Here is a 23,983-nt window from a genome sequence, read left to right as displayed (position 1 = left end):
GCCTGTTTGATTCATACAAGATGAGATTGCGGCGCAAGCGCCGTATTCTGCGCTGCCTCAGACGTCGGCGCGAACTTAAGCCCGCCAGCACCAACACGTCTGCCATCCGCCGTGACGATATCCTGTTGATGAGCGTTGTGCGAAACGAGAAAATTCGCCTGCCCTACTTTCTGGAATATTACCGCAAACTGGGCATCGACCATTTTCTGTTCATCGACAATGACAGCGATGACGGCAGTTTCGAATTCCTGAAAGAGCAGGCCGATGTATCGGTCTGGCGGACAACAAGCAGCTACAAACGTGCAAGCTATGGTCTTGACTGGTCGAATTACCTATTGCGCAAATACGCGCATGGACATTGGGTTCTGAGCGTCGACCCGGATGAGTTTTTTATCTACCCCTTCTGCGACACCCGCCCGATCCGCGCCTTGACAGACTGGCTGGACGGAAGCGCCGTGCGCAGCTTTGGCACCATGCTGATCGACATGTATCCCGAAGGGCCTGTCGATGCCGAAACCTATCGCGAGGGGCAGGATCCCTTTGAAATCGCACGGTGGTTCGATCCGGGGAATTACACGATCACCAAGAACCCCGATTACAAGAACCTGTGGATTCAGGGGGGCGCGCGGGCGCGGGTGTTCTTTCGCGACAAGCCATCCAAAGCCCCGGCACTGAACAAGATCCCGCTGGTCAAATGGGATCGGCGGTATGTCTATGTCAGCTCGACCCACTCGCTTTTGCCGCGCGGACTGAATCAGGTTTACGACGAATGGGGTGGGGAAAAGGCCAGCGGTTCGTTGCTTCATGCCAAGCTGATCGACACCCTTGGCGACAAGGCACGCGAAGAATTGCAGCGCAGCCAGCACTATAGCGGTTCTGGCGAATACAAGGCCTATGCCGCACAGCTTGAAGACAAGCCCGTATTCTGGTGCGAATGGTCTGAGGCCTATATCAACTGGCGGCAGCTTGAGATTCTGGGCCTGATGTCAAAAGGAAACTGGGCATGAGCGGTCTGGGCATCGTCATGCTGGTTCATACCTCGCTGGACCGGGCCGAACAGGTCGCGCGCCATTGGACCGCTGCCGGATGCCCGGTTGTGATCCATGTGGATCGCAAGGTGCCCGGTGAAGAATTTGCGCGATGCGTCGCGTCCTGTTCCGACAACCCCCGGATCGCATTTTCTGACCGGCATCAATGCGACTGGGGCGGGTGGGGCATCGTTGCTGCTTCACAAAGCGCGTCCGAACTGATGCTGGAGCGGTTTCCGGAAACGCGCCACATATTCCTGTCGTCGGGGGCCTGCCTGCCGCTGCGCCCGGTTCAGGAGCTGATCGATTACCTGGCCGACCGGCCTCGTGTCGATTTCATCGAAAGCGCGACAACGTCTGATGTCAGTTGGACAATCGGCGGGTTGGATCATGAGAGGTTTACGCTACGGTTCCCGTTTTCCTGGCGAAAACAGCGCGGATTGTTCGACGCATATGTAAAGCTTCAGCGCGCGGTCGGGTTTCGCAGGAAAATCCCCGACGGTCTCGTCCCGCATATGGGCAGCCAGTGGTGGTGCCTGACCCGTCAAACACTGTCTGCCATTCTACAGGACCCCAAGCGCAAACAATATGACAGCTACTTCCGCCATGTGTGGATTCCGGATGAAAGCTATTTCCAGACATTGGCGCGGCTGTATTCTACACATATCGAGAGCCGATCCCTGACCCTGTCCAAGTTCGACTATCAGGGCCGACCGCACATTTTTTACGACGATCATCTGCAATTGCTGCGGCGATCAGACTGTTTTGTTGCCCGCAAGATCTGGCCCCGTGCGGAACGGCTGTATCAGGCGTTTCTGACCGATCAGGCCAGTGCGATGAAACCGGCAGAACCCAATCCCGGCAAGATTGACCGCGTGTTTTCCAAGGCGGTCGAGCGGCGGACACGGGGGCGTGACGGGCTTTACATGCAAAGCCGGTTTCCCCGGCACGGCAGTGAAAACGGCCTTACCTCGTCACCCTATTCCGTATTTCAGGGCTTTTCCGAACTGTTTGAAGATTTCGAAGATTGGCTGGCCGCGGCCACTGGCACACGCGTGCACGGGCATCTGTTTGGACCCGAGCGTGCGGAATTTGCAAAGGGTGAAACCATCACAAACGGTGCGCTTAGCGATTGTGCTTTGCTGCGCGATTACAATCCGACGGCCTTTCTGTCGAATCTGATCTGGAACACACGCGGCGAACGCCAGTGTTTCCAGTTCAGCCCCCGCGACACGCAGGACATCAATTGGTTTCTGGCGCGGGACAAGAATGCGCAAATCTCGGTCATCACCGGGGCCTGGGCGATTCCGCTATTCCGGTCGAACCTGAATTTTTCGGATATCCGGTGCGAGGCCGCGCGTCTGCAACAGATCGAAACCAAACAGCTTGAGGTACTGACCTCGGTCTGGACCAAAGCGCGGATGCGCAGCTGGTCTCTGGCCGATTTCATTGAAGCACCGATGGAGCCCTTGCAGACAATCCTGGACGAGATTGGCGCGCATCAGGCCAGCCACCTGACCGAAGTGCCCACCATGGTCGATCTGTCCGGGTTCGGGAAGTTCCTGCAAAACCTCAAGAACCAGGGAATGCACCCTTACCTGATGGGCGATTTTCCTTCGGACGATGTGTTCGGCCGTCAGACGAAACCCTATCGCAAACCCTATCTGGTGCAGTAATCATCCATGCCAGCCAATTTTGACTACTTCGTTGTTCTGGCTGCCATGCGCACAGGGTCGAACCTGCTTGAGGCCAATCTGAACGCGCTGGACGGGGTTTCCTGCCACGGCGAAGCCTTCAACCCGCATTTTGCCGGCAACCTGAAATCCGATACCCTTCTGGGTCTGTCGCTGGAAGACCGCGATGCAGATCCGATGCGGCTGTTGACGGCAATCCGTTCGGCACCGGGCGACTTGAACGGTTTTCGGTATTTCCAGGACCACGATCCACGCATTCTGAAGCCAGTGCTGAACGATCCGCGCTGTGCCAAGATCATTCTCACGCGCAATCCGCTGGACAGTTTTCTGTCCCTGAAGATCGCGCGCGCCACGCAGCAATGGCAGCTGAAGAACGTGAAGCGCCGCGTCGATGCACAGGTTGCGTTCGACGGGGCCGAGTTTTCTGAGTATCTGGATCAGGTCCACAGCCACCAGCACATGTTGCGGCGGCATTTACAGAAGACCGGTCAGACTGCCTTTTTCATTACCTATGACGACCTGGCCGAGTTGGACGTTCTGAACGGTCTGGCCGCATGGCTGGGGGTTGAGGCGCGGCTGAGCAAACTTGACGATACTCTGAAACCGCAAAACCCGGCTCCTGCCGTATCGAAAGTCACCAACCCCGATGAGATGCAAGACGCCCTGTCCAAGCTGGACAGGTTCGGATTGCACCAGCCCGCCCGTTTCGAACCAAACCGGGGCGCGGCGGTGCCGCAATACGTCGCCGCAGCCAGATCAGCATTGATGTATTTGCCCATTCGCGGCGGCATAGAGCCTGTTATTGCGCAATGGATGGCCAGCCTGGATGGCTGTTCTACGGACGATCTGGTCACAAACCGGAACCGCAAGGAAATCCGCGTCTGGATGCAAGACCACCCCGGACACCGAAAGTTCACCGTGTTGCGCCACCCGTTGGCACGGGCGCATTCGGCGTTCTGCCAGTACATTCTGGATACCGGGCCGGGCAGTTACAAGATGGTCCGCAATTATCTGCGCAACCGCCTCGACCTGCCAATCCCCGGGCAGGTACGCGACAACAATTACTCGGTCGAACAGCATCGGGATGCATTTCTGGCGTTCCTCGGGTTCCTGCGCATGAACCTCAACGGTCAGACGCCGATCCGCGTTGACGGGACGTGGTGCAGCCAGTCCCGCACGCTGGATGGCATTGCCAGCTTTCTGATGCCCGACGTGATTCTGCGGGAAGAGGAGCTGATCACGGCTCTGCCGGATCTGGCCCGCTCAACAGGCCACCCCAATCCGCCGGTTCCCGGCCCGTGCGCGCAAGATGTTCCGTATACGCTGGATCAGATCTATGACGAACAGCTTGAAGCGCTGGCATCCGAGGTCTACCAGCACGACTATGAAACATTCGGGATTGCAGCGTGGGCGCCTGTGCCCCCTAAGGGCGCAGAGTGATCAGCGTCCCTCGGTTGACCATCGCATAGATTTCTTCGATCTCGTCATTCTTGACCGCGATGCATCCCGCGGTCCAATCCGGAGTTTTCTTGGCGCGTTTGAACTCGGATCGCAGATTTGGCTGCCCGTGAATGAAGATGTCCCCACCCGGATCAACTCCCTCAGCCTTGGCCTTGGCGATGTCCTGAGAGTTGGGATACGATATCCCGATAGACAGGTGATACCGGCTGTTGGGGTTGTGCCGATCGATCAGGTAACTTCCTTCGGGCGTGCGGCCGTCTCCGCGTTTGGTTTTTGTGCCCTGCGGCGCAAACCCCAAATCCACATCATATTCCTTGAGGACTTTTTCGTGGTGCAACAAATAAAGTTTGCGCGCGCCCTTGTTGACCACCAGCGAGGTGACCTCGGGCCCATCATAAGTCAGAAAATTTGGTCGGGCTGATGCACAAGCCGAAAGGCCCAGCGTTGCCATCGCCCCCAATCCGAATGCTCGACGATCCATGTTTCACTGCCTGCTTTGTTTTTTGGGGCTTATTATGCCAAAAAATGCGAAAACTGAAATCACTTTTTGATGTTCAAGTTTTCGGTCAGATGCCGCTCGATGCTCTCCAAGCGTTCCAGAACCTCATCACGATACGCATCAGTTTTGACCTCATCCTCTGCATGGTGCGCGTCCTGCATGGAATTTACGATCAGACCCACCAATAGGTTCACCACCGCAAAGGTGGTGACCATGATGAAGGGGACGAAGAACAGCCAGGCATAGGGATAAACCTCCATCACCGGGCGGACGATCCCCATCGACCAGCTTTCCAGCGTCATGATCTGAAACAGTGTATAGGCTGACCGGCCAAGATCGCCGAACCAATCCGGGAAGGTTGCCGAGAACAGCTTGGTCGAGATCACGGCACCGATATAGAACAGAATTGCCATCAGCAGGAACACACTGGCCATTCCCGGCAGGGCCGAGATGAACCCTTCAACCACCCGGCGCAGTCTTGGCGCAACGGAAATCACGCGCAATACCCGCAGGATTCGCAGGGCTCGCAGAACGGACAGGCCTCCGGCGCTGGGAACAAGCGCAATGCCGACGATCAGGAAATCGAAATTGTTCCAGCCGTTTGTGAAAAACCTGCGCCCAGTCGCGATCAGTTTCATGGTAATTTCCGCCACAAAGATCGCAAGGCACAGCTTGTCCAGCATCACGATCAGCGGCCCGGCGGCTTCCATCAGGGTCGGCGACGTCTCCATCCCTAAAAGCACTGCGTTAAAGATGATGACAGCCGTTATGAATTGCCCGAATGCAGGCGCTTCGATGATGTTCAGCAAACGCTGTCTGAAACCCATGGGTCGCTTTCTCCTGTCTGATCAAGATGCGGCGTTCAGGGTAAACCGCGCAGCAAGTTCCGTATGTGACGACCATCGAAACTGGTCAACGACCTGCACCCATTCAAGGGTATAGCCAGCGTTAACCAATATTTTTGCATCGCGCGCGAAGGTGACGGGGTTGCACGAGACATAGGCAATCACCGGGCGTCTGGCCTGTGCCAGCTCGGCCACCTGCGCCTCGGCACCGGCGCGGGGCGGGTCCAGTACGATTGCGTCAAACGATTTCAGTTCATCCGGCATCAACGGACGACGGAACAGGTCGCGGGCCTCGGTCGTCACGCGTTTCAGACTTTGCGCCCTGCGCCAGCCCTGATCCAGTGCCTGCACCATGTCTGCCGCACCTTCTACCGCGTGAACCTCGGCTTTTTCCGCCAGCGGCAATGAGAATGTGCCGCTGCCCGCAAACAGGTCAACAATTCGTTTCGCACCCTGCGCCGCCTCGGAAACGGCCTGTAATAGAGCCTGTTCTCCGTCTTTGGTCGCCTGAAGGAAGGCACCGGGCGGCGGCGTGACGACGGCGGCCCCAAAGCGCTGAACCGGAGCGTGGCGCATGGCGATCACTTCACCATCCCAGCTGAGCCGCGCTAGACCGTGTTTTTCGGTTTCTTGCGCCAGTGCCAGCTCCAGCGGCCCATCCAAGGGCTTGCCGCCCTTGACGGCCACATCCAGCCCGCCTTCGGACAGGGTGAGCGTGACGGCCAAGACGCCCTTGCGGCTGCCGCCCAGAACCGCCAGCGCCTCGGCCACGGAAATTGCGGCGATCAGGGCCGGGTCAAGCAAACGGCAGTCCGGGATTTCGGTGATCGTATCCGATGCACGTCCATGGAACCCGGCCAATGTGCCTTTCTTGGTCCGCCTGACGGCAATCGTGGCGCGTCGGCGTGAGTGTTCGGGAGATGTGTGTATCGGACGCATCGGCGCCTCAACCCCCTGCGCGGACAGGGCGTTGCGGACAATGCTCAGCTTCCAGTCGGCGACAAACGCATCAGAGGCGTGTTGCAACTGACAGCCACCGCAGGCTTTGTAATGGCGACACGGGGCCTTTACCCGGTCATCAGACGGCACCTCGACGCGGATATCGGTCAGCACCTGATCAACAAGGGTGCCGCTGACAACCTCACCCGGAAGGGTGCGCGGGGCATAAACGGGCCCATCAGCGATGCCGTCGCCCTGATGGCCAAGCCGGGTGATTGTGTATTTCTGCGTCATGAGGGGCCTGATATCCGGGCTTTGGGTGCAACAAAACCCTTATTCGGCAGCTTCTGCCTGAATGAAGCCACCAGATTGCCGATGCCAGAACCGAGCGTAAAGCCCGCCCTGATCCAAAAGGTCTTCGTGGGTTCCGGTTTCCACGATTTGCCCCTGATCCAGAACGATGATCCGGTCCATCTCGCTGAGCGTTGACAATCTGTGGGCGATGGCCAGAACGGTTTTGCCCTGCATCACCCGGTGAAGCGCCGATTGAATCGACGCCTCGACCTCGGAATCAAGGGCTGAGGTTGCCTCGTCCAGAACCAGAATGGGTGCGTCCTTAAGAATAGCGCGTGCAAGGGCGATCCGTTGCCTTTGACCACCGCTGAGCTTTACACCTCTCTCGCCCAGATGAGCGTCATAGCCGGTACGGCCCTGGGCGTCCTTGAGGCTCAGGATGAAGTCATGCGCTTCGGCCTTGATTGCGGCCTTGATCAACTCGGCCTCGGACGCGTCCGGGCGGCCATAGAGGATGTTTTCGCGGGCGGACCTGTTGAACATCGCCGTTTCCTGCGTGACCATGCCGATCTGGCGGCGCAAACTGTCCTGCGTGACTTGCGACACGTCCTGCCCATCGATGCAAATAGCGCCGTTTTCCCTGTCATAGAGCCTAAGAAGAAGCGAAACGAGTGTTGATTTGCCCGCCCCTGAGGCACCGACAATTCCCAGCTTTTCGCCCGGTTGCACGGTGAGCGTCAGGTCCGTAACACCGCCGACGTCCCGGCCGTAAGCAAAACTGACATCTTCGAACGAGATGGATCCTTCGGTTACATCAAGATCTTTCGCGCTGCGCGCATCCTCGACCCTGTCCCGTCTGGCCAGCGTCTTCATCCCGTTTTCGATCTCACCCACATTGGCATAGAGCCCCATCAACGTGAAGCTGACCCATCCGGTCATCTGCGAAATCCGAACCGACACCGCGCCAGCGGCAACGATGTCACCGGCGGTTGCCATTCCGAACTGCCATAACCACAGCGTCGCCCCCAGCAGGAGAACAGGCAGAATGCCGGCAAGCGCCATCAGGACGAACCGGAAACTGGCCGACAGCTTGCCGAACGCCAGTGATTTTTTCCGCAGCTCGACCATCGAGTGCCGCGCGGCCTGATCTTCGAAATCCGAGTGCGCAAAAAGCTTGACGGTTTTGATGTTGGTGATCGTGTCGACCACCTGCCCCGAAACCATCGCCCGCGCCCCTGCACGTGCAGCCGAGCGTATGCGAATACGCGGCAGGTACCAGCGCACCAGAAGGAAATAGACCACCAGCCAGGCTGCAAAGGGCAGCATCACCAAAGGATGAATAGACCCTAACAAAAGCAAAGAGCCCGCTAGCGACGCCAACGCAAACACAATCGCACTGATCGTTTCGGACACGACCGAGGCCATGGCGTTCGACGTCTGCATCTGTTTCTGGGCAATGCGCCCGGCGAAATCATCGTCGAAATAGGTGACAGACTGGCCCAGCGTCCAGCGGTTCAGCTTGGCCAGCACCAAAGGCGTGATGTTGGGCATCACGATATAGTTGTTCGAAATCGAAGACAGCCCAAACAGGATCGGGCGCAGCAGCATGAAGAACACCACCGCCCCAAAGATCATCCACATATTCCCGGCGGTCATGAAATGCTCGGGCCCGCTGGATGTTGCCACATCGATCACACGCCCCAGAATCCACGCTGTTCCAGCCTCCATCGCGCCAGCCAGGGCCGAAAAGAACGCGGCGACAAACAGCATGGGCCACGCGCCCGAAAGGCTCCAGCGAATGAACGCCCCCAATGTCTGCGGCGGGGGCGTTTCTGTGGTCCTGAACGGATAGATGAGATCGGCAATCTTCATTCAGCGGCCTCCGGGTTCATGAAGCCGCCAGATTGCCGCGCCCAGAACTGCGCGTAAAGGCCACCCTGCGCCAATAGATCAGAATGCGCGCCCTCTTCGACGATGCGGCCCCCGTCCATCACCAGAATGCGATCCATCTGCGCAATGGTGCTGAGACGGTGGGCGATTGCGATCACGGTCTTGCCCTGCATCATTCCGTAGAGCGTTTCCTGAATTGATGCTTCGACCTCGGAATCCAGCGCCGATGTCGCCTCGTCCAGCAAGAGGATTGGCGCGTCCTTCAGGATCACCCGGGCCAGCGTTACCCGCTGCCGCTGACCACCAGACAGCTTTACGCCCCGCTCACCCACATGCGCATCATACCCGGTGCGCCCCTGCGGGTCTTGCAGGTCAAGGATGAACGCGTGCGCTTCGGCCTGTTTGGCTGCGGCAATCATCTGCGCCTCGGTCGCGTCCGGACGACCGTAAAGGATGTTGTCACGCACAGAGCGATGCAGCAACGCACTATCTTGCTGGACCATGCCGATATGGCTGCGCAGACTGTCCTGTGTGACATCCGCTATGTTCTGATCATCAATCAGAATGGCACCGCGTTCGACGTCATAAAACCGCAAAAGCAGCTTTACCAGAGTCGATTTCCCGGCACCCGACCGCCCAATGAGACCGACTTTTTCGCCGGGCTGAATGGTCAGGTTGATGTGGTCAAGCCCACCGGCCTCGCGCCCGTAATGGTGCGAGAGATTGCGGATCTGGATCTCACCCCTGGTCAACCGCAGGGGTTTGGCCTCGCGCGCGTCAAGCAGATCGATGGGTTGGGCAATGGTCTCCATCCCCTCAGCCACGATACCAAGCTGGCGGAAAAAGCTGGTCAACGCCCACATGATCCATCCGGTCATGGCGTTCAGGCGCAGGGTCAGTGCGGTTGCTGCCGCGACGACGCCGACCGAAGCGGAACCCTGCATCCACAAGGCAATTGCCCAGCCCACGACACCCACGATCAGCACCCCGTTCAGGGTAACCAGAACCGCATCCATGATGGTGAAAATCCGCATCTCGATCTGGAATGTCCGGCGGGTTTCCTCGATTGCTTCGCGGGCATAGTCCAGCTCTTGCGGGCCATGGGCGAACATCTTGACGGAATGAATGTTGGTATAGCTGTCCACGACGCGGCCGGTAACAGTTGACCGCGCATCGGAGGCCGCCTTGGAGGCCGGCCCGACACGGTGAACCGTCCAGCGCACCAGCATCGCGTAGAACACAAACCAGATCAGCAGCGGGATCAACAGGCGCGCATCCGCTACATAAAGCAGGATCGCCGCACCGACCAGGTAGGCCAGTGAAAAGGAAATCGCGTCAAAGACCTGAAAGATCACCTCACCCGCTGCGGGCGGTGTCTGCATGATCCGGTTGGCAATTCGCCCTGCAAAATCGTTTTCGAACCAGCCAACCGACTGACGCAGAACGTGTTTATGGGCGCGCCATCGGATCAGAGTGCCAAAGTTCGGCAGGATCGTGTTGTTCAGGATCAGTACGTCGACCAGATGCAACAAAGGGCGCAGAAACAGGACAAAGGCCGCGATCAACAGCAGCTCGGTCCCGTGGTTCTGCCAAACCTCGGTTGGGGTACCGCCCAACAGGTCGACGACACGACCCATATAATAGATCAACCCGATCTCGACACCGGCGACGATAATGGAAATCAGCGCAGCCCAGACAAAGACCCGGTAGAACGGGCGCGAATAGTCCAGCAGGAACGGCCACAGCCGGGTCGGCGGCGTGTCAGCCTCATGATAGGCGACAAAAGGGTCAACAAGGTTTTCGAAATAGCGAAACATGGAGTGTGCTCCGATTGAGCAGAGAAAAAGACGTGCGAAGACAGATGGCGCCTGAACACCACCCTTTACGGGGCAAGTGTCCCGGCTTTAGCCGAACCAGATCCCGTAATACATTCGCATTCCTCCATCCATATGACGGGCGCACCTAACCACAATGGGCAAAAGTTGTCATCCCCTTTTGAGACTAAACATCAGCTTGCAAGCAAGTCTTCGCGTGACAGCTCAAAACCCGACGCGATCCAGAGGCTTTCAAGCTCGGCCAGTTTCTGGCCCAGCGCCGGGCCGGTGAACCCGGGGATCAGGTCCTTGGCCTGTATCGGGAAACGCGCGGCTGCACCTGCGTGCAGGTCCTGTCTGAAGTTTTCGGACCAGGGTTGTTCAAAGAAGGCGCACCGCAAAAGGGTTTTGTTCAAACCGCCTTCGTCACCATACCGATAGCCCAGTTCAGCCACGCTGGTGGTTGACTGCGCTTCGGTCCGCATTCCGGTCAGGCGTTGCAGTTGCGAACGGCTCAGGCGCAGGGTTGCGGCATCATCGGGCGTCGCGATAGCCGCCAGACGACGCAGGGGGTTCGGCTCGGCACCTGCCGCATTTTCCAAAGCGACCAGCGGTGCCAGCGACCGGTCATCCGCGCCCGGCAGCAATTGCGCCAATACGCCGGTGCTGCGCATCGTCGCAATGGCCGGGGCCGGATCAGGCGCGCCCAGCAGTTTCAGCAGTTCGGCCCCGACGCGTTCCCGCGACAACGAGGTCAGCCCATCAAGATTGGCACCAATGGCAGCCAGCGCGTCCGGGTCGAAACCGGCATCCGGGTCACCATACCAAGCGTGAAACCGGAAATAGCGCAGTGACCGCAAATAGTCTTCGCGAATGCGATCTTGGGCCTCGCCGATGAACCGCACGCGCCGGGCCTGAAGGTCGGGAAGCCCGCCAAGGGGGTCTAACACGGTGCCATCTGGCAGTGCATAAAGCGCATTCATGGTAAAGTCGCGCCGCGCGGCATCTTCTTCGACGTTATCGGAAAAGGCGATGACGGCGCGGCGGCCATCAGTTTCGACGTCACGCCGGAAAGTGGTGATCTCGTGCGGGATACCGGCGCTGACCACTGTAATCGTGCCATGGTCGATACCGGTGGGGATGGCCTTGAGGCCCGCTGCCTGCGCCATCTCGACAACCTGTTCAGGCCGGGCGTCAGTGGCAATGTCGATATCCGACACCGGCGCGCCCAGCAGCGCATTGCGCACGCACCCGCCCACAAAAAGCGCTTGCGCCCCGGATGAGGTCAGGGCGGCGCATACCTTTTGGGTCGCCGGTTCGCTGACCCAAAGTTCTTCAATCTGCATCATTCATTCACCCGTGCAGCAAGCCCGCGCAATATGCGGGCCGTCGCGCCCCATATGTAATAAGGGCCGTACGGAACTGTGTAATATCTGCGTTTCTGGCCACGCCAGCGGCGAGATTCAACCAGATAGTTCTTGGGATTCAAGAGATGCGCAAGGGGGGTCGAAAAGACTTCGTCGACTTCGCCGGGTTCCGGAACAGGTTGGAATCCCTTTCGAAGAACGGCCACCACGGGTGTAACCGTGAAAGAGGTGACTGTTTCATGCGTCGGCAGGTAACCCAGAATTTCTGGAAGATCCGCGGGAAGACCAATCTCTTCCTGTGCTTCGCGCAGGGCCGTAGCCGTGACATCTGCATCCCCTTCATCCTGTTTGCCGCCGGGGAACGCGATCTGACCCGGGTGGTGTTTGAGGGCCGAGGACCGTTTCGTCAGAATCACCCGAGGGGTGTCATCTGCAAGCGAGATTGCAACCAGAACCCCCGCCGGGCGCAGGCGACGCCCGGGCGGCAGGGAAGTGTCCGGGTTCAGGTCAAAGTCGCTGGACCCGTGACCGGGACGGCGCAGCGCCGTCCGGATCTGTTCAATCGGGTCAAGCACCCTTGCGGTCTTCGGCTTCAAAGCCAACTGTTGACGGATCGAGCACGTAATGTGCTCCGCAGAACTGGCAATCGGCAGTGACCTGACCTTCGGGCGTCGTCATCTTTTCGAGGTCCTTTGCCGAATAGATCGACAGGCTCTGCCGCACCCGGTCTTCGGAGCAGGTGCAGCCAAACTGCACGGACTGCGCATCATAGACCCGTGGCTGTTCTTCGTGGAATAGCCGGACCAACAATTCAGTCGGCGCAATTGAAGGACCGATCAACTCAAGATCCTCGACTGTGTCCAGCAGGATATTGACCCGGCCCCAGTTTTCGCCCTCTTCGCCGTCGACCAGATCGCTGGCGGTCAGAATCTCGCCATTGCCTTCCCCCGAGGCGGCGAATGGCGAGGCTTTGGGCATATGCTGCAACATGATACCACCGGCACGCCAGTGTTCATTCACGCCGGGCTCGGTCGATTTGCCAAAGCTCAGCGAGAACCGGGTTGGCAGCTGTTCGGACTGCGCAAAATAGGCCTCGGCGCAGGCGCTGAGAGAGGCTCCGGTCAGCGGAGTGATGCCCTGATAGGGCTGCGTGCCTTTGCCCTGATCTATCATGATGGCAAAATACCCTTCGCCCACCTGATCGAAGGGGGCCGTATCGGTGAGCCGGTCACGGTCAAAGCTGGCATAGGCCCGGATCTGCGCAGGCTGGCCTTCGGTCTTGGGTGCGTAATAGTCGGTCGCAATCATGCGCACCGGCCCCTTGGACTGCACCTGCAACGACAGCTTCCAGCGCAGCGCAACCGTCTGCCCGATCAATGCGGTCAGCAGGGCCATCTCGGCCACCAGCGCCTCGACCTGTTCGGGGTAGTCATGCTGCTTCAGGATGCCATCCAGCACACCATCCAGACGAGCCACACGGCCACGCATATCCGATACATCGAGTTGAAAGGGCAGGACGGTATCGTCCCACGCGATTTTCGTTCCAAGAGACATGGGGTTTCCTTACGCGCCACAGGTTGGCATACCGGCACCATATAGGTCGAACAGATTAGGTTTTAAGGGGCCATACATGATCAGGCGGTTCGGTGAAACCCCAGAGCCGGGGCGGAAATACACGCGACGGGTCGGTGTTTACGCACTTTTGCCCCGCAGAAGTCACCTTTTGCTGACCTGCCAGACAGAACCCGGACCCGACCTGCAATTGCCCGGCGGGGGTATTGATCCGGGCGAATCACCTGTTACCGCCCTGCATCGTGAAGTCTTTGAAGAAACCGGGTGGCTTATTGCTGCACCCCGACGGATTGGCGCCTTTCGACGCTTCACCTATATGCCGGAATACGACCTGTGGGCCGAGAAGGTCTGCCTAATCTATCGCGCCCGCCCCGTACGCCGCATAGGACCGCCGACCGAGGCGTTTCACGAAGCGTTGTGGATGGAAACCGCCGACGCCGTCGGTTTACTGGGAAATGACGGTGACCGGCATTTTGCCGAAATACACCTCGGCTCGCTTTAAGGTCCGTTATATTCAAAGAAGACGGCCGAGACGTCGTCTCCGATACCGTCTTTCGGTGACATCACTTGCGTCAAACGCCAGAACAAGTCGTCCAGAAACTCTGACCCGCCCCTTTCCGAGATGCTCTGTTGGGCCATCTGACGCAAACCGTCTTCGTCCAACAAACCGCCACCAGCCAGTTGGCATTCGGTAAACCCGTCCGAGTACAAAAGCAGCTTGTCGCCGGGCTGCATCTGCGTTTCGATTTGTTGAAAGCTCGCATCTTCGATCAATCCTATGGGCAAGCCTCCGTCACCAAGAAACTCAGCGCGGCTACCCTGCCGCAGCAGCAGGGGATGCGGATGCCCGGCCTGCACCATCTTCAGATGCCCGTTGCGCAGGTCGACGATGGCATAGACCATCGTAAAATACTCTTCGATACCTTCATCGGCCATCAGCCGGGAATTGAGCGTTTCAGCCACATGTTCTGGTGGCAGAAGTGCGAAAAACTTGTCGAACCTCCGCTCCATCGCGACGTTCTGATCGAAATGCTTGCTGGACAGATATCCCCCCAATCGCGCCGTCATCATGGCCGAGGTGATACCATGCCCGGATACGTCGATGCTGTAGAACCCTAGCCGGTTCACCCCGGGCGAGAACATCCCCACCAGATCACCGCCGATATGACCACAGGGTTTCAGCAACAGACTGACCCGCGATTTGCCGAATGTCCGGGTCAGTTCGGGAACCAGCGATTCCTGAATTTTCCGCGCCTGCATCAGGTCCTTGTCGATCGCGTCATGCGCAAGCCTGAGTTCCTTGAGCGCGGATTCGATCAGGCGGTTTTTCTGGGAGAGCTCGCGCTGCATGTCCAGAATGCGCGCACCAGCTGAAATCCGGGCGCGCAGTTCGTCCGCCTCAAGCGGCTTGATCAGAAAATCGTCGGCCCCGGCATCCAGACCGCGCGCGACTTCCTGCTTTTCGCTTTTGGATGTCAGAAGGATGAAATAGCTGTATTGATCCGTTTCCAAGGCCCGAAAGGCACAGCAGAATTCAAGGCCGCTCATCCCCGGCATGACCCAGTCGCTCAGCACAAGATCGGGCGGATTATCGACACAAAGCGCCAAAGCGGCATGGCCTGTATCGGCCTCGATCACCTCGAACCCCCATTTCCTGAGCGAGGCCACCAGAATGCGCCGTTGCAGGCGGCTGTCATCCACCACCAGCACCGTGCGGATCGCGCCGAAATCCAGATCAGTTCTGGTTTCCTCAAGACTCGCCCCCGGCACCATTTACCCTCTGCTCTGATGAGTTTCGTCACTTATGGCGAACCTATCGCCGACTGATTTAACATCCGGTGAAGAGTGACGATTGCCGAAGCGTGGCCCCGTTAACCTGCTTTTTACCGGACGCGTCTATTCAGAACCATGACCATTCATTAGCTGGTGTATAGGATGATCCACTGGGCCAGAGTCAGGCAGTTGCGGGATGAAGTCGGCCCCGAGGAATTCGATGAGGTGGTGGAGATATTTCTGGAAGAGGTGCAGGACGTGATCACCCGCCTGCGCCGCGATACCAACTGGGCCGAGCTGGAACAGAACCTGCATTTCCTGAAAGGAAGCGCGTTGAGCCTGGGGTTCGATCAATTCTCGAAACTCTGCCAGGATGGGGAACGGCAGGCCGCAGCAGGGCAAGGGGCCGAGGTTGATCTGCCGGCGCTTTTGGCGGCTTTCAACAGCTCGAAAACCATGTTTGAAGCTGAGCTGAACAAGAACCTGAGCTAGATCACGAACTGTGCCAGCGTCTCGTCCTCGGTGATGTCGGTATAGGTGAACCCGGCATCATCCAGATGGGCAAACAGGCGCATGAAGTTTTCGGGCTTGCGGGTTTCGATCCCGATCAGAACCGAACCGAAATTGCGCGCCGATTTCTTCATGTATTCAAACCGCGCGATATCATCCTCGGGGCCGAGAATATTCAGGAACTCCTTCAGGGCACCGGGTCGCTGCGGCAGGCGCAGGATGAAGTACTTTTTCACACCGGAATACCGCTGCGCACGTTCCTTGACCTCGGGCAAGCGTTCGAAATCGAAATTGCCGCCGGATGTCAGGCAGACCACGGTCTTTCCACGCACAAAACTTTGGATATCGCCTACTGCCTCGATCGCCAGCGCCCCCGCAGGTTCCAGCACGATGCCTTCGACATTCAGCATCTCAATCATGGTGGTGCAGATACGGTCCTCGGACAGGACCAGAACGTCCGACAGGTGACGTGATTTCAACAACTCGAACGGCTTTTCACCGATCCGCCCGACTGCCGCGCCATCGACAAAGGTATCTACTCGATCCAGCGAAACAGGATGTCCTGCTGCCAGGGCTGCGCGCAGACAGGCCCCTCCGGCCGGTTCGACGAACAGGCAATGGGTGCGGTCCCCGAACCATGTGGCCACGCCGGCGGACATGCCGCCTCCGCCCACGGGAAGCACAACGTGATCGGGCGCACCACCCATCTGCCTTTCGATTTCAACCGCCAGCGAGGCTTGCCCTTCGATCACATCGGCATCGTCAAAAGGCGACAGGAAATACCCGCCCTGCTGTACGCACCACGCCTGAGCGGCAGCAAGCGTGTCATCGAAATAGTCACCGATCAGATGAATCTCGACGTTATCCCCGCCAAAAATGCGGGTTTTCTGGATCTTCTGCTGAGGCGTCGTGACCGGCATGAAGATCACGCCCCGGACGCCCAGATGCTTGCACATGAAGGCCACGCCCTGCGCGTGATTGCCCGCGCTGGCACAGACGAACAGGTCCTGCCCCTGCTGCTTGCGCATTGCGTTGAACGCACCGCGGATCTTGTAGGAGCGCACCGGGCTCAGGTCTTCGCGCTTGAGCCAGATATCCGCCCCATAACGTTCGGACAGGTGGGCATTGCGCTGCAACGGCGTTGCCGGGAAGACAGAGCGCATCGCCTTTTCGGCGGCTCGGGCGCGGGTCATGAAGTCGGTCATGACCGCTTCACTGCCGCATCAGTACGACAAGGGCAAGGAATACATATGTGTACGCCGCTCAGGAGAGTTGGCGTTTTTCGATGAAGACGCCGTACATCGTAGTCAGGATGCTGACGTTGATCATCGGCAGAATGAGCGTGCCAAAGAACACGGTCAGCAAAACGCCCAGAACCGGTATTATTGCCAAGGCGGTGAAAGCCAGCTGCACCAGAATCTGGAATAGGAGGGCGACGAGTAGCAGCAACAAGATTGCACCACTGACCCCGGATGTGTTGTTCCAAGCCTCACCGAGCGATATGGGATTTCCTATCGCCGCTGCGGGCAGAATAATTGACAGGCGATAGAAGCACACGACCAGAAAAACAGTGTAAACAATCATCAGAATGAACCAAAGCCCCGCAAGACCTTCGCCTTGTGCAGCAGCGACCAAACCCATGGGGATATACGCGATCACCATCAAAATTCCCAACATCAGAAAGCGACCGAAATAGGCCAGAATCCTGTCGAAGCGGAATGTCGGGAGTATTCCCGTGGGATATTCTTCCATCAGGATGAAGCGGTGCCATGACACCGCGATCCAGAACATGGTAACGGACATTACCGCCAGTAAAACGACCACAAAGACAAAGGCTGAACCTGCGGTTGCACCTGGCGGCAACGCGCCTGTGTTGTCTTCAAGCGCCTCAAGCGGAATACCAAGCGCCAAAAACACGCCCACGATGATGATTGTCGCAATTAGAGCAGGGCCAACCGTTATCTGTAGCACCTGCTTGATGTTTCCAAATACCATCCGCACAGAATGCAAGAAAATCTGCCATCCCAACATTTTAAACCGCCCCTTCAACCAATGCTTGTTATTCTCTGCACCCGTTTCACCCCATTTCAGGTACTGCGTCAATCCTCACAACTTGCCCCCGCGTCCAAAACCCGCTAGGGGCCAATCGTTCTACGCATAAAGGGAAGTCAGATGTCCGCGCCCAAGAAAGTTGTTCTGGCCTATTCCGGTGGCCTTGATACCTCGATCATTCTGAAATGGCTGCAGACCGAGTATGGCTGTGAGGTCGTGACCTTCACTGCCGATCTGGGTCAGGGCGAGGAGCTGGAGCCCGCGCGCCAAAAGGCCGAATTGCTGGGGATCAAGCCCGAGAACATCTATATCGAGGATATCCGCGAGGAATTCGTCCGCGATTTCGTCTTCCCGATGTTCCGTGCCAATGCGCAATATGAAGGTCTGTACCTGCTGGGCACCTCGATCGCGCGGCCGCTAATCTCGAAACGCCTGATTGAGATCGCTGACGAAACTGGTGCTGATGCCGTCGCCCATGGTGCAACCGGCAAAGGCAATGACCAGGTCCGGTTCGAACTGGCAGCATATGCGCTGAACCCAGACATCAAGGTGATCGCCCCCTGGCGTGAATGGGATCTGACCAGCCGTACCAAGCTGCTGGAGTTTGCCGAGCAGAACCAGATTCCGATTGCCAAGGACAAACGGGGTGAGGCGCCGTTCTCGGTCGATGCGAACCTGCTGCATACCTCATCCGAGGGCAAGGTTCTGGAAGACCCTGCCGATATGGCGCCCGACTATGTCTATCAGCGAACCGTCCACCCCGAGGACGCCCCGAACGAGCCTGAGTTCATCGAGATCGGCTTTGAAAAAGGCGACGCGGTCAGCATCAACGGCGAGGCGATGAGCCCGGCTACGATCCTGACCAAGCTGAACGAATACGGCGGCAAGCACGGTATTGGCCGTCTGGACCTGGTCGAAGGCCGTTTTGTAGGCATGAAGTCGCGCGGTATCTACGAGACACCCGGCGGCACCATCCTGCTGGAAGCGCACCGTGGCATTGAATCCATCACCATGGACCGTGGCGCGATGCATCTGAAAGACCAGCTGATGCCGCAATATGCGGAACTCATCTATAACGGTTTCTGGTACAGCCCCGAGCGCGAGATGCTGCAAGCCGCCATCGACAGGTCGCAAGAGCATGTCACCGGCACCGTTCGCGTGAAGCTGTACAAAGGTCTGGCCTCGACCGTGGGTCGCTGGTCGGATCATTCGCTGTACTCTGAGGCGCATGTGACCTTCGAAGAGGATGCAGGTGCGTACGATCAGAAAGATGCGGCAGGCTTTATCCAACTGAATGCGCTGCGTCTGAAACTGCTGGCTGCGCGCAACAAGCGCCTGTCCAAGTGATCGACGAAGACGATAGCGACGACGAACTCGACATGTTCATCGAGGCGCAGGACACGGTTTGGGCCGATGTCCTGCGCGAACTTGAACAGGGGCAGAAAACCAGCCACTGGATGTGGTTCGTGTTTCCGCAACTGGCCGAGCTAGGCCAATCCCATATGGCACAGCTCTACGGCATTGAAGATCTGGACGAGGCGACACGCTATCTGAACCACCCGGAACTGCGCGACCGGCTTAGGCAGGCGGCCTCGCTGATGTTGCTGCACGCAGGACGCGATGCCAGCGACATTCTGGGCGGGATTGACGCGAAAAAGCTGCGATCTTCGATGACATTGTTTTCGTCTGTGGCAGATGCTCCGCCCGAGTTTCGTGCTGTTCTGGACGCCTTCTATGGCGGTAAGCCTTGTGACCGGACGGTTCAGATCCTCGGCGCATCGTGATCAGAAGTTCCAGTTGGGTCAGCCTTGCCTGTTCGGCACCTGACGCATTACGCATTCGGAAACCGTGAAAGGATCCCGAATGCTTCAGGACATCGCCGATGGAATTCAAAAAGGGCTGAACGGCAAAAGCTTTGACGGTTCGCTCAAATTCGATTGCGGCGCGGACGGTGTGATTGTTCTGGCGGACAATCAGGCATCGACGCAGGACCGGGACACGGATTGCACAATCCGCATCTCGCAGGAAAACCTGACCAAGCTGCTGACCGGAAAGCTGAACCCGATGACCGGCGTTGCTTTGGGCAAGCTCAAGATCTCGGGCAATATGGGTGTTGCGATGAAGCTGGGGCAACTGCTGGGCTGAATTTGCCGCAAAGCTGGCCTTTGGTCCGAGTCCAGCCAGACTGGCGGTTCCACCCGCGGTGTATCGCAGTTCCGCATCGGGATACCTGTCGCGCATGATCTGTTGCAAATGAGCGGAGGTTTCGCCCACCCATCAAATGAGCCGTATACAGGTGATCGCAGACGATAAACTCGTCTCACCAGCGCGTGACATTGCATGACAGGCAATTGCAAGGCGGTCGAACCCGCGTCAATCTCATCTTAAAAGGAGACCTGACATGATGCGGACTGCTTATTTCGAAACCGTCAGACCAGCCCTTCTGTTTACACTGATTGCATTGGCTGCCCTGTTGCGCGCGCTGCCTGCCCCGGCTGCAGGAACCGAAACGCTGACGGTGGCCGGAGGGTGTTTCTGGTGCGTGGAATCCGATTTCGAATCCGTGCCCGGCGTTATCGATGCGGTGTCGGGGTACACCGGCGGGACATCTGCGGACCCGACATATGATCAGGTTTCAAAAGGGGGGACCGGCCATTACGAGGCGGTTCAGATCACGTTCGATCCGGCGCGGGTTTCTCGCGCATCGTTGCTGAGCATGTATTTCCGGTCGGTTGACCCGACAGACGCCGGTGGCCAGTTCTGCGACCGGGGCGAAAGCTATCGAACCGCGATATTCGTCTCTAACACAGGAGAAAAGGCGCTGGCGGAACAAGCCAAAACAGACGCGCAGCAAGCGCTGGGGCAGACCATTGTCACCCCGGTTCTGAGCGCAGGACCCTTTTACCCCGCCGAGGCGTATCATCAGAATTATTACAAAGGCAACAAACTGGTCCTTACCCGCTTTGGACCAAAGCGTCAGCACAACGCCTACAAAGCGTATCGCAAAGCCTGTGGTCGTGACGCGCGCGTCAAGCAGCTTTGGGGCGGGGAAGCGCCATTTGCAGGGTCCTAGTCAAAGGATGCGTCACGCACTTCTTTCAGATCGGGAATGACATCCGCCGTTCCGTGCCGCATGACCATCAGAGCTGCGGCGCGGTTTGCCTGCAATATGGCCTGTTCCATTGGCATTCCGCGATCCATGCCTGCCAGCACATAGCCGGTGAAGGTGTCGCCTGCCCCTGTGGTATCCACCGCCCGCACCTTATGCGCGGGAAACTCGACCGGATCGTTGCCCTGCTGCAAGTACCTCGCGCCTTTTGAGCCGAGGGTAACGATGACATGCCGAACAGGCAGATCGGCGATGCTCAGACCGGTTTCCTGACGCAGTTGCTCGGCCTCCACCTCATTCAGGATCAGAAAATCCAGAAAAGGCAGAACGCCCTGAACGGCCTGTGCCTGAAACGGGGCTGCGGCATAACAGACGGTCAAGCCAAGCTTGCGCCCCAGCTGCGCCGCTTCGACCTGGGCATTGGTTTCATTCTGCAAGATCAGCAGATCACCGGTGTTTGCCGAGGCCAGCACCTGCCCCAGATGGGCGGGTTCCAATGCGTGATTGGCGCCGGGATACAGGATAATCAGGTTTTCACCCTCGGCATCCACCGCAATGATGGCGTGGCCCGTGGGAACATCCACCTCAGAGATATGGCGTGTATCCACACCATATTCTGTTAGTCGATCCTTGGCCCAGCGCCCATCGGGCCCCACGGCACCTATATGGCTGACGCGTGATCCCGCACGCGCAGCGGCCACCGACATGTTGGCCCCCTTGCCGCCCAGAAACCGATCCAGCCGACGGGCGGCCAGGGTTTCCCCCGGCGCAGGCAGATGCGGCAGGTCATAGACCATATCCGCGTTGATCGAGCCGAGATTCCAGATCGTCATGATTTATCCGATGTCGCAAGAGGCCAGAATGGCCATATTCAGAATATCGTTCGCGGTCGAGACGGTCGAGCAGATCTGGATCGGCTTGTCGATGCCTGACAGGATCGGGCCAATCACGGTGGCTCCACCCATTTCCTGCATCAGCTTGGTCGAGATTGATGCCGAATGCCGGGCCGGAACGATCAGGATATTCGCCGGACCGGTCAGGCGCGAGAACGGATAGGCCGTTTGCTGTTCGACGTTCAGGGCAACGTCCACCGTCATTTCACCCTCGTATTCAAAGTCAACGCCGCGCCGATCCAGCACAGCCGGGGCCCGGTGCATCTTTTCAGCACGTTCTGACACCGGATAGCCAAAAGTTGAGAAGCTGACAAAAGCCACGCGGGGCTCCAACCCCATATGCCGGGCAACTGCGGCCGAACGTTCGGCAATATTCGCCAGATCGTTTTCGTCAGGCCATTCATGCACCAGTGTGTCGCCAATCAGGACAATCCGGCCTTTATGCAGCAAAGCTGTCACACCGGCGGCACCATTGGCGGCATCGGCATCAAACACATGGTTGATCCGGTCGAGCACATGCGCAGACTTGCGGGTTGCGCCGGTGACCAGACCATCACCATGCCCATGGGCCAGCATCAGCGACGAAAACACATGCCGGTCCCGTGCGGCCAGACGGTGAATATCTTTGCGGTCAAATCCCTTACGCTGCAAGCGCTGATACAGGAAGTTCGAATAGGTTTCGAGATGCGTGGTATTGGCGGCATTCACGACCTCGATTTCGCGTACAGCGTCGCCCAGGCCCGTGGCTTCCAGTTTGGCCTTAACATCGTCTGGCCGACCCACCACAAGCGCCTTGCCGAAACCTGACCGCTGATACATGACCGCTGCGCGCAATACCCGGGGATCGTCGCCCTCGGCGAAAATCATGCGGCTTTGCGCCTGACGCGCACGGGCGTTCAAACCGCGCAGGATGCTGGCGGTCGGGTCCATCCGGGATTTCAGACTCAGCTCATACGCGTCCATGTCGATGATCGGACGGCGCGCGGCACCGGTGTCCATCCCCGCCCTTGCAACGGCCGGCGGGATACGGTGGATCAAACGCGGGTCGAACGGAGTAGGGATGATATAGTCACGCCCAAAGGTCAGCGACTTGCCATAGGCCATGGCGACCTCATCCGGCACATCCTCGCGCGCCAGATTGGCAAGTGCGTGGGCGCAGGCGATCTTCATCTCATCATTGATGGCGCGGGCGTGAATGTCCAACGCGCCTCGGAACAGGTAGGGGAAGCCCAGAACGTTATTCACCTGGTTTGGATAATCGCTGCGCCCGGTGGCAACGATCGCATCCACGCGAACCTCGTGCGCTTCTTCTGGAGTAATCTCGGGGTCGGGGTTGGCCATCGCAAAGATGACAGGATTGTCGGCCATGCTGGCAACCATATCCTGCGTGACCGCGCCTTTCACCGAAACGCCCAGGAACACATCCGCCCCCTTCATCGCGTCTTCCAATGTGCGCAAGTCGGTTGTGATCGCGTGGGCCGATTTCCACTGGTTCATGCCCTCTGTCCGGCCCTGATAGATCACGCCCTTGGTATCGCAGACAATGCAGTTTTCATGCCGCGCGCCCATTGCCTTGAGCAGTTCGATACAGGCAATCCCCGCGGCACCTGCGCCATTCAGAACGATTTTCACGTCCTCGATCTTCTTGCCCGAGATATGCAGCGCGTTCAGCAGGCCCGCCGCACAGATCACGGCCGTGCCGTGCTGGTCATCGTGAAAGACGGGGATGTCCATCTCTTCCTTCAGTCGCTGTTCGATGATGAAACACTCGGGCGCCTTGATGTCTTCCAGATTGATGCCGCCAAAGGTTGGCCCCATCAGACGCACTGCACGGCAGAATTCGTCCGGGTCTTCGGTGTCCAGCTCGATATCGATCGAGTTCACGTCGGCGAACCGTTTGAACAGGACCGATTTGCCTTCCATCACCGGTTTCGAGCCCAGCGCGCCGAGGTTACCAAGGCCCAACACCGCCGTCCCGTTCGAGATTACGGCCACCAGGTTGCCCTTGTTGGTATAATCATAGGCCGTTTCCGGGTTTTCCGCGATAGCCTCGCAGGGAACGGCCACACCCGGGCTGTAGGCCAGCGACAGATCTCGCTGCGTTGTCATGGGGACGGTGGCCTGCACCTCCCACTTGCCGGGGGTGGGGTCCAGGTGAAAGGCCAATGCCTCTTCTTTGGTGATCTTCGCTTTGGGCATCTTAAATGTCGTTTCCATGACTTCAGGGCTGACGCCTCATAGCG

The 23,983-nt window shown here is 58.3% G+C and carries 22 protein-coding genes; 9 read left to right on the top strand and 13 right to left on the bottom strand.

What is annotated here, in order from left to right:
• Window positions 1-20 precede the first annotated feature (20 nt).
• Genes ACR0BK_RS08475 through ACR0BK_RS08465 form a run of 3 tightly spaced genes read left to right on the top strand, consistent with a single transcriptional unit; the run spans window position 21 to window position 4,162 of the window.
• Window positions 21-1,007, top strand: a complete 987-nt coding sequence (locus ACR0BK_RS08475; RefSeq protein ID WP_480482893.1) for a glycosyltransferase family 2 protein — start codon at window positions 21-23, stop codon at window positions 1,005-1,007.
• Window positions 1,004-2,704, top strand: coding sequence for a DUF5927 domain-containing protein (locus tag ACR0BK_RS08470; protein ID WP_480554320.1), 1,701 nt, complete (start codon window positions 1,004-1,006; stop codon window positions 2,702-2,704). The genes ACR0BK_RS08475 and ACR0BK_RS08470 overlap by 4 nt, the downstream gene beginning before the upstream one ends.
• Window positions 2,705-2,710: 6 nt before the next feature.
• Complete coding sequence (locus ACR0BK_RS08465) at window positions 2,711-4,162, top strand: nodulation protein NodH (protein ID WP_480554319.1); 1,452 nt, start codon at window positions 2,711-2,713, stop codon at window positions 4,160-4,162.
• Here the strand turns inward: ACR0BK_RS08465 and ACR0BK_RS08460 are convergent.
• From ACR0BK_RS08460 to hslO, 8 genes are all read right to left on the bottom strand, one after another.
• Window positions 4,146-4,664: a L,D-transpeptidase family protein gene (locus tag ACR0BK_RS08460; protein ID WP_480474368.1), complete on the bottom strand. Its 519-nt coding sequence runs from the start codon at window positions 4,662-4,664 to the stop codon at window positions 4,146-4,148. The two genes, ACR0BK_RS08465 and ACR0BK_RS08460, sit on opposite strands and share 17 nt — an antisense overlap.
• A 59-nt stretch (window positions 4,665-4,723) precedes the next feature.
• Window positions 4,724-5,509 (bottom strand): ion transporter, encoded by a 786-nt coding sequence (locus ACR0BK_RS08455; RefSeq protein ID WP_480474369.1) that lies wholly within the window; start codon window positions 5,507-5,509, stop codon window positions 4,724-4,726.
• A 21-nt stretch (window positions 5,510-5,530) separates the two neighbouring features.
• Window positions 5,531-6,760 (bottom strand): class I SAM-dependent RNA methyltransferase, encoded by a 1,230-nt coding sequence (locus tag ACR0BK_RS08450; protein ID WP_480518200.1) that lies wholly within the window; start codon window positions 6,758-6,760, stop codon window positions 5,531-5,533.
• Window positions 6,761-6,799: 39 nt separating this feature from the next.
• Window positions 6,800-8,632, bottom strand: a complete 1,833-nt coding sequence (locus tag ACR0BK_RS08445; RefSeq protein WP_480518202.1) for an ABC transporter ATP-binding protein — start codon at window positions 8,630-8,632, stop codon at window positions 6,800-6,802.
• Window positions 8,629-10,467 carry an ABC transporter ATP-binding protein gene (locus ACR0BK_RS08440; RefSeq protein ID WP_480554318.1) on the bottom strand — a complete coding sequence of 613 codons (1,839 nt, stop codon included), beginning with the start codon at window positions 10,465-10,467 and terminating at the stop codon, window positions 8,629-8,631. Before ACR0BK_RS08440 ends, ACR0BK_RS08445 begins: the two co-directional genes overlap by 4 nt.
• Before the next feature lie 191 nt (window positions 10,468-10,658).
• Window positions 10,659-11,813 (bottom strand): CCA tRNA nucleotidyltransferase, encoded by a 1,155-nt coding sequence (locus tag ACR0BK_RS08435; RefSeq protein ID WP_480474373.1) that lies wholly within the window; start codon window positions 11,811-11,813, stop codon window positions 10,659-10,661.
• Window positions 11,810-12,406, bottom strand: coding sequence for a CoA pyrophosphatase (locus ACR0BK_RS08430; RefSeq protein ID WP_480474374.1), 597 nt, complete (start codon window positions 12,404-12,406; stop codon window positions 11,810-11,812). Before ACR0BK_RS08430 ends, ACR0BK_RS08435 begins: the two co-directional genes overlap by 4 nt.
• Entirely contained in the window at window positions 12,399-13,385 is a 987-nt protein-coding gene (hslO, locus tag ACR0BK_RS08425; protein ID WP_480474375.1) for an Hsp33 family molecular chaperone HslO, read from the bottom strand. The genes ACR0BK_RS08430 and hslO overlap by 8 nt, the downstream gene beginning before the upstream one ends.
• 76 nt (window positions 13,386-13,461) lie before the next feature.
• Here hslO and ACR0BK_RS08420 point away from each other — a divergent pair, with 76 nt between their 5' ends.
• On the top strand, window positions 13,462-13,905 hold the full coding sequence (locus ACR0BK_RS08420; protein WP_480494015.1) for an NUDIX hydrolase: 444 nt from the start codon (window positions 13,462-13,464) through the stop codon (window positions 13,903-13,905).
• Here ACR0BK_RS08420 and ACR0BK_RS08415 read toward each other — a convergent pair.
• Entirely contained in the window at window positions 13,902-15,176 is a 1,275-nt protein-coding gene (locus ACR0BK_RS08415) for a PP2C family protein-serine/threonine phosphatase (RefSeq protein ID WP_480554317.1), read from the bottom strand. The genes ACR0BK_RS08420 and ACR0BK_RS08415 overlap by 4 nt on opposite strands.
• Before the next feature lie 162 nt (window positions 15,177-15,338).
• Here ACR0BK_RS08415 and ACR0BK_RS08410 point away from each other — a divergent pair, with 162 nt between their 5' ends.
• Complete coding sequence (locus ACR0BK_RS08410; RefSeq protein WP_480554316.1) at window positions 15,339-15,668, top strand: Hpt domain-containing protein; 330 nt, start codon at window positions 15,339-15,341, stop codon at window positions 15,666-15,668.
• Here ACR0BK_RS08410 and ilvA read toward each other — a convergent pair.
• Window positions 15,665-16,891 carry a threonine ammonia-lyase IlvA gene (gene ilvA / locus ACR0BK_RS08405; RefSeq protein ID WP_480554315.1) on the bottom strand — a complete coding sequence of 409 codons (1,227 nt, stop codon included), beginning with the start codon at window positions 16,889-16,891 and terminating at the stop codon, window positions 15,665-15,667. The genes ACR0BK_RS08410 and ilvA overlap by 4 nt on opposite strands.
• Window positions 16,892-16,949: 58 nt before the next feature.
• The gene (locus ACR0BK_RS08400; RefSeq protein ID WP_480554314.1) at window positions 16,950-17,657 is read right to left on the bottom strand and encodes a hypothetical protein; all 708 of its coding nucleotides are present in this window, start codon (window positions 17,655-17,657) and stop codon (window positions 16,950-16,952) included.
• A 201-nt stretch (window positions 17,658-17,858) separates the two neighbouring features.
• Between ACR0BK_RS08400 and ACR0BK_RS08395 the strand changes: the two genes are divergently transcribed.
• The 4 genes from ACR0BK_RS08395 (at window position 17,859) to msrA (ending at window position 20,811) form a co-directional block, all read left to right on the top strand.
• Window positions 17,859-19,085, top strand: a complete 1,227-nt coding sequence (locus tag ACR0BK_RS08395; protein WP_480518219.1) for an argininosuccinate synthase — start codon at window positions 17,859-17,861, stop codon at window positions 19,083-19,085.
• A gap of 32 nt (window positions 19,086-19,117) precedes the next feature.
• Window positions 19,118-19,522 carry a DUF1810 domain-containing protein gene (locus tag ACR0BK_RS08390; protein WP_480518265.1) on the top strand — a complete coding sequence of 135 codons (405 nt, stop codon included), beginning with the start codon at window positions 19,118-19,120 and terminating at the stop codon, window positions 19,520-19,522.
• Window positions 19,523-19,601: 79 nt separating this feature from the next.
• Entirely contained in the window at window positions 19,602-19,883 is a 282-nt protein-coding gene (locus ACR0BK_RS08385) for an SCP2 sterol-binding domain-containing protein (RefSeq protein WP_267363740.1), read from the top strand.
• A 256-nt stretch (window positions 19,884-20,139) separates the two neighbouring features.
• Complete coding sequence (msrA, locus tag ACR0BK_RS08380; RefSeq protein WP_480554313.1) at window positions 20,140-20,811, top strand: peptide-methionine (S)-S-oxide reductase MsrA; 672 nt, start codon at window positions 20,140-20,142, stop codon at window positions 20,809-20,811.
• On the opposite strand, the gene ACR0BK_RS08375 is transcribed toward msrA, so the two are convergent.
• Both ACR0BK_RS08375 and ACR0BK_RS08370 read right to left on the bottom strand, forming a co-directional pair.
• Window positions 20,808-21,680, bottom strand: coding sequence for a ribokinase (locus ACR0BK_RS08375; protein ID WP_480554312.1), 873 nt, complete (start codon window positions 21,678-21,680; stop codon window positions 20,808-20,810). The genes msrA and ACR0BK_RS08375 overlap by 4 nt on opposite strands.
• Window positions 21,681-21,683: 3 nt before the next feature.
• Window positions 21,684-23,939 (bottom strand): NADP-dependent malic enzyme, encoded by a 2,256-nt coding sequence (locus ACR0BK_RS08370; RefSeq protein WP_480494020.1) that lies wholly within the window; start codon window positions 23,937-23,939, stop codon window positions 21,684-21,686.
• Window positions 23,940-23,983 lie beyond the last annotated feature (44 nt).

It is taken from the genome of Ruegeria sp. AF1 (genome assembly GCF_056542125.1).
This window is presented reverse-complemented; position numbering and strand designations above follow the sequence as displayed.

What these genes read in the sequence shown, in the direction of transcription:
- ACR0BK_RS08470 (WP_480554320.1), top strand. Translation starts at nt 1,004, where the DNA reads ATGAGCGGTCTGGGCATCGTCATGCTGGTTCATACCTCGCTGGACCGG.
- ACR0BK_RS08370 (WP_480494020.1), bottom strand. Translation starts at nt 23,939, where the DNA reads ATGCCCAAAGCGAAGATCACCAAAGAAGAGGCATTGGCCTTTCACCTG.
- hslO (WP_480474375.1), bottom strand. Translation starts at nt 13,385, where the DNA reads ATGTCTCTTGGAACGAAAATCGCGTGGGACGATACCGTCCTGCCCTTT.
- ACR0BK_RS08385 (WP_267363740.1), top strand. Translation starts at nt 19,602, where the DNA reads ATGCTTCAGGACATCGCCGATGGAATTCAAAAAGGGCTGAACGGCAAA.
- ACR0BK_RS08375 (WP_480554312.1), bottom strand. Translation starts at nt 21,680, where the DNA reads ATGACGATCTGGAATCTCGGCTCGATCAACGCGGATATGGTCTATGAC.
- ACR0BK_RS08475 (WP_480482893.1), top strand. Translation starts at nt 21, where the DNA reads ATGAGATTGCGGCGCAAGCGCCGTATTCTGCGCTGCCTCAGACGTCGG.
- ACR0BK_RS08460 (WP_480474368.1), bottom strand. Translation starts at nt 4,664, where the DNA reads ATGGATCGTCGAGCATTCGGATTGGGGGCGATGGCAACGCTGGGCCTT.
- ACR0BK_RS08465 (WP_480554319.1), top strand. Translation starts at nt 2,711, where the DNA reads ATGCCAGCCAATTTTGACTACTTCGTTGTTCTGGCTGCCATGCGCACA.
- ilvA (WP_480554315.1), bottom strand. Translation starts at nt 16,891, where the DNA reads ATGACCGACTTCATGACCCGCGCCCGAGCCGCCGAAAAGGCGATGCGC.
- ACR0BK_RS08455 (WP_480474369.1), bottom strand. Translation starts at nt 5,509, where the DNA reads ATGGGTTTCAGACAGCGTTTGCTGAACATCATCGAAGCGCCTGCATTC.
- ACR0BK_RS08435 (WP_480474373.1), bottom strand. Translation starts at nt 11,813, where the DNA reads ATGATGCAGATTGAAGAACTTTGGGTCAGCGAACCGGCGACCCAAAAG.
- msrA (WP_480554313.1), top strand. Translation starts at nt 20,140, where the DNA reads ATGATGCGGACTGCTTATTTCGAAACCGTCAGACCAGCCCTTCTGTTT.
- ACR0BK_RS08395 (WP_480518219.1), top strand. Translation starts at nt 17,859, where the DNA reads ATGTCCGCGCCCAAGAAAGTTGTTCTGGCCTATTCCGGTGGCCTTGAT.
- ACR0BK_RS08410 (WP_480554316.1), top strand. Translation starts at nt 15,339, where the DNA reads ATGATCCACTGGGCCAGAGTCAGGCAGTTGCGGGATGAAGTCGGCCCC.
- ACR0BK_RS08390 (WP_480518265.1), top strand. Translation starts at nt 19,118, where the DNA reads ATGTTCATCGAGGCGCAGGACACGGTTTGGGCCGATGTCCTGCGCGAA.
- ACR0BK_RS08440 (WP_480554318.1), bottom strand. Translation starts at nt 10,467, where the DNA reads ATGTTTCGCTATTTCGAAAACCTTGTTGACCCTTTTGTCGCCTATCAT.
- ACR0BK_RS08420 (WP_480494015.1), top strand. Translation starts at nt 13,462, where the DNA reads ATGATCAGGCGGTTCGGTGAAACCCCAGAGCCGGGGCGGAAATACACG.
- ACR0BK_RS08415 (WP_480554317.1), bottom strand. Translation starts at nt 15,176, where the DNA reads ATGGTGCCGGGGGCGAGTCTTGAGGAAACCAGAACTGATCTGGATTTC.
- ACR0BK_RS08450 (WP_480518200.1), bottom strand. Translation starts at nt 6,760, where the DNA reads ATGACGCAGAAATACACAATCACCCGGCTTGGCCATCAGGGCGACGGC.
- ACR0BK_RS08445 (WP_480518202.1), bottom strand. Translation starts at nt 8,632, where the DNA reads ATGAAGATTGCCGATCTCATCTATCCGTTCAGGACCACAGAAACGCCC.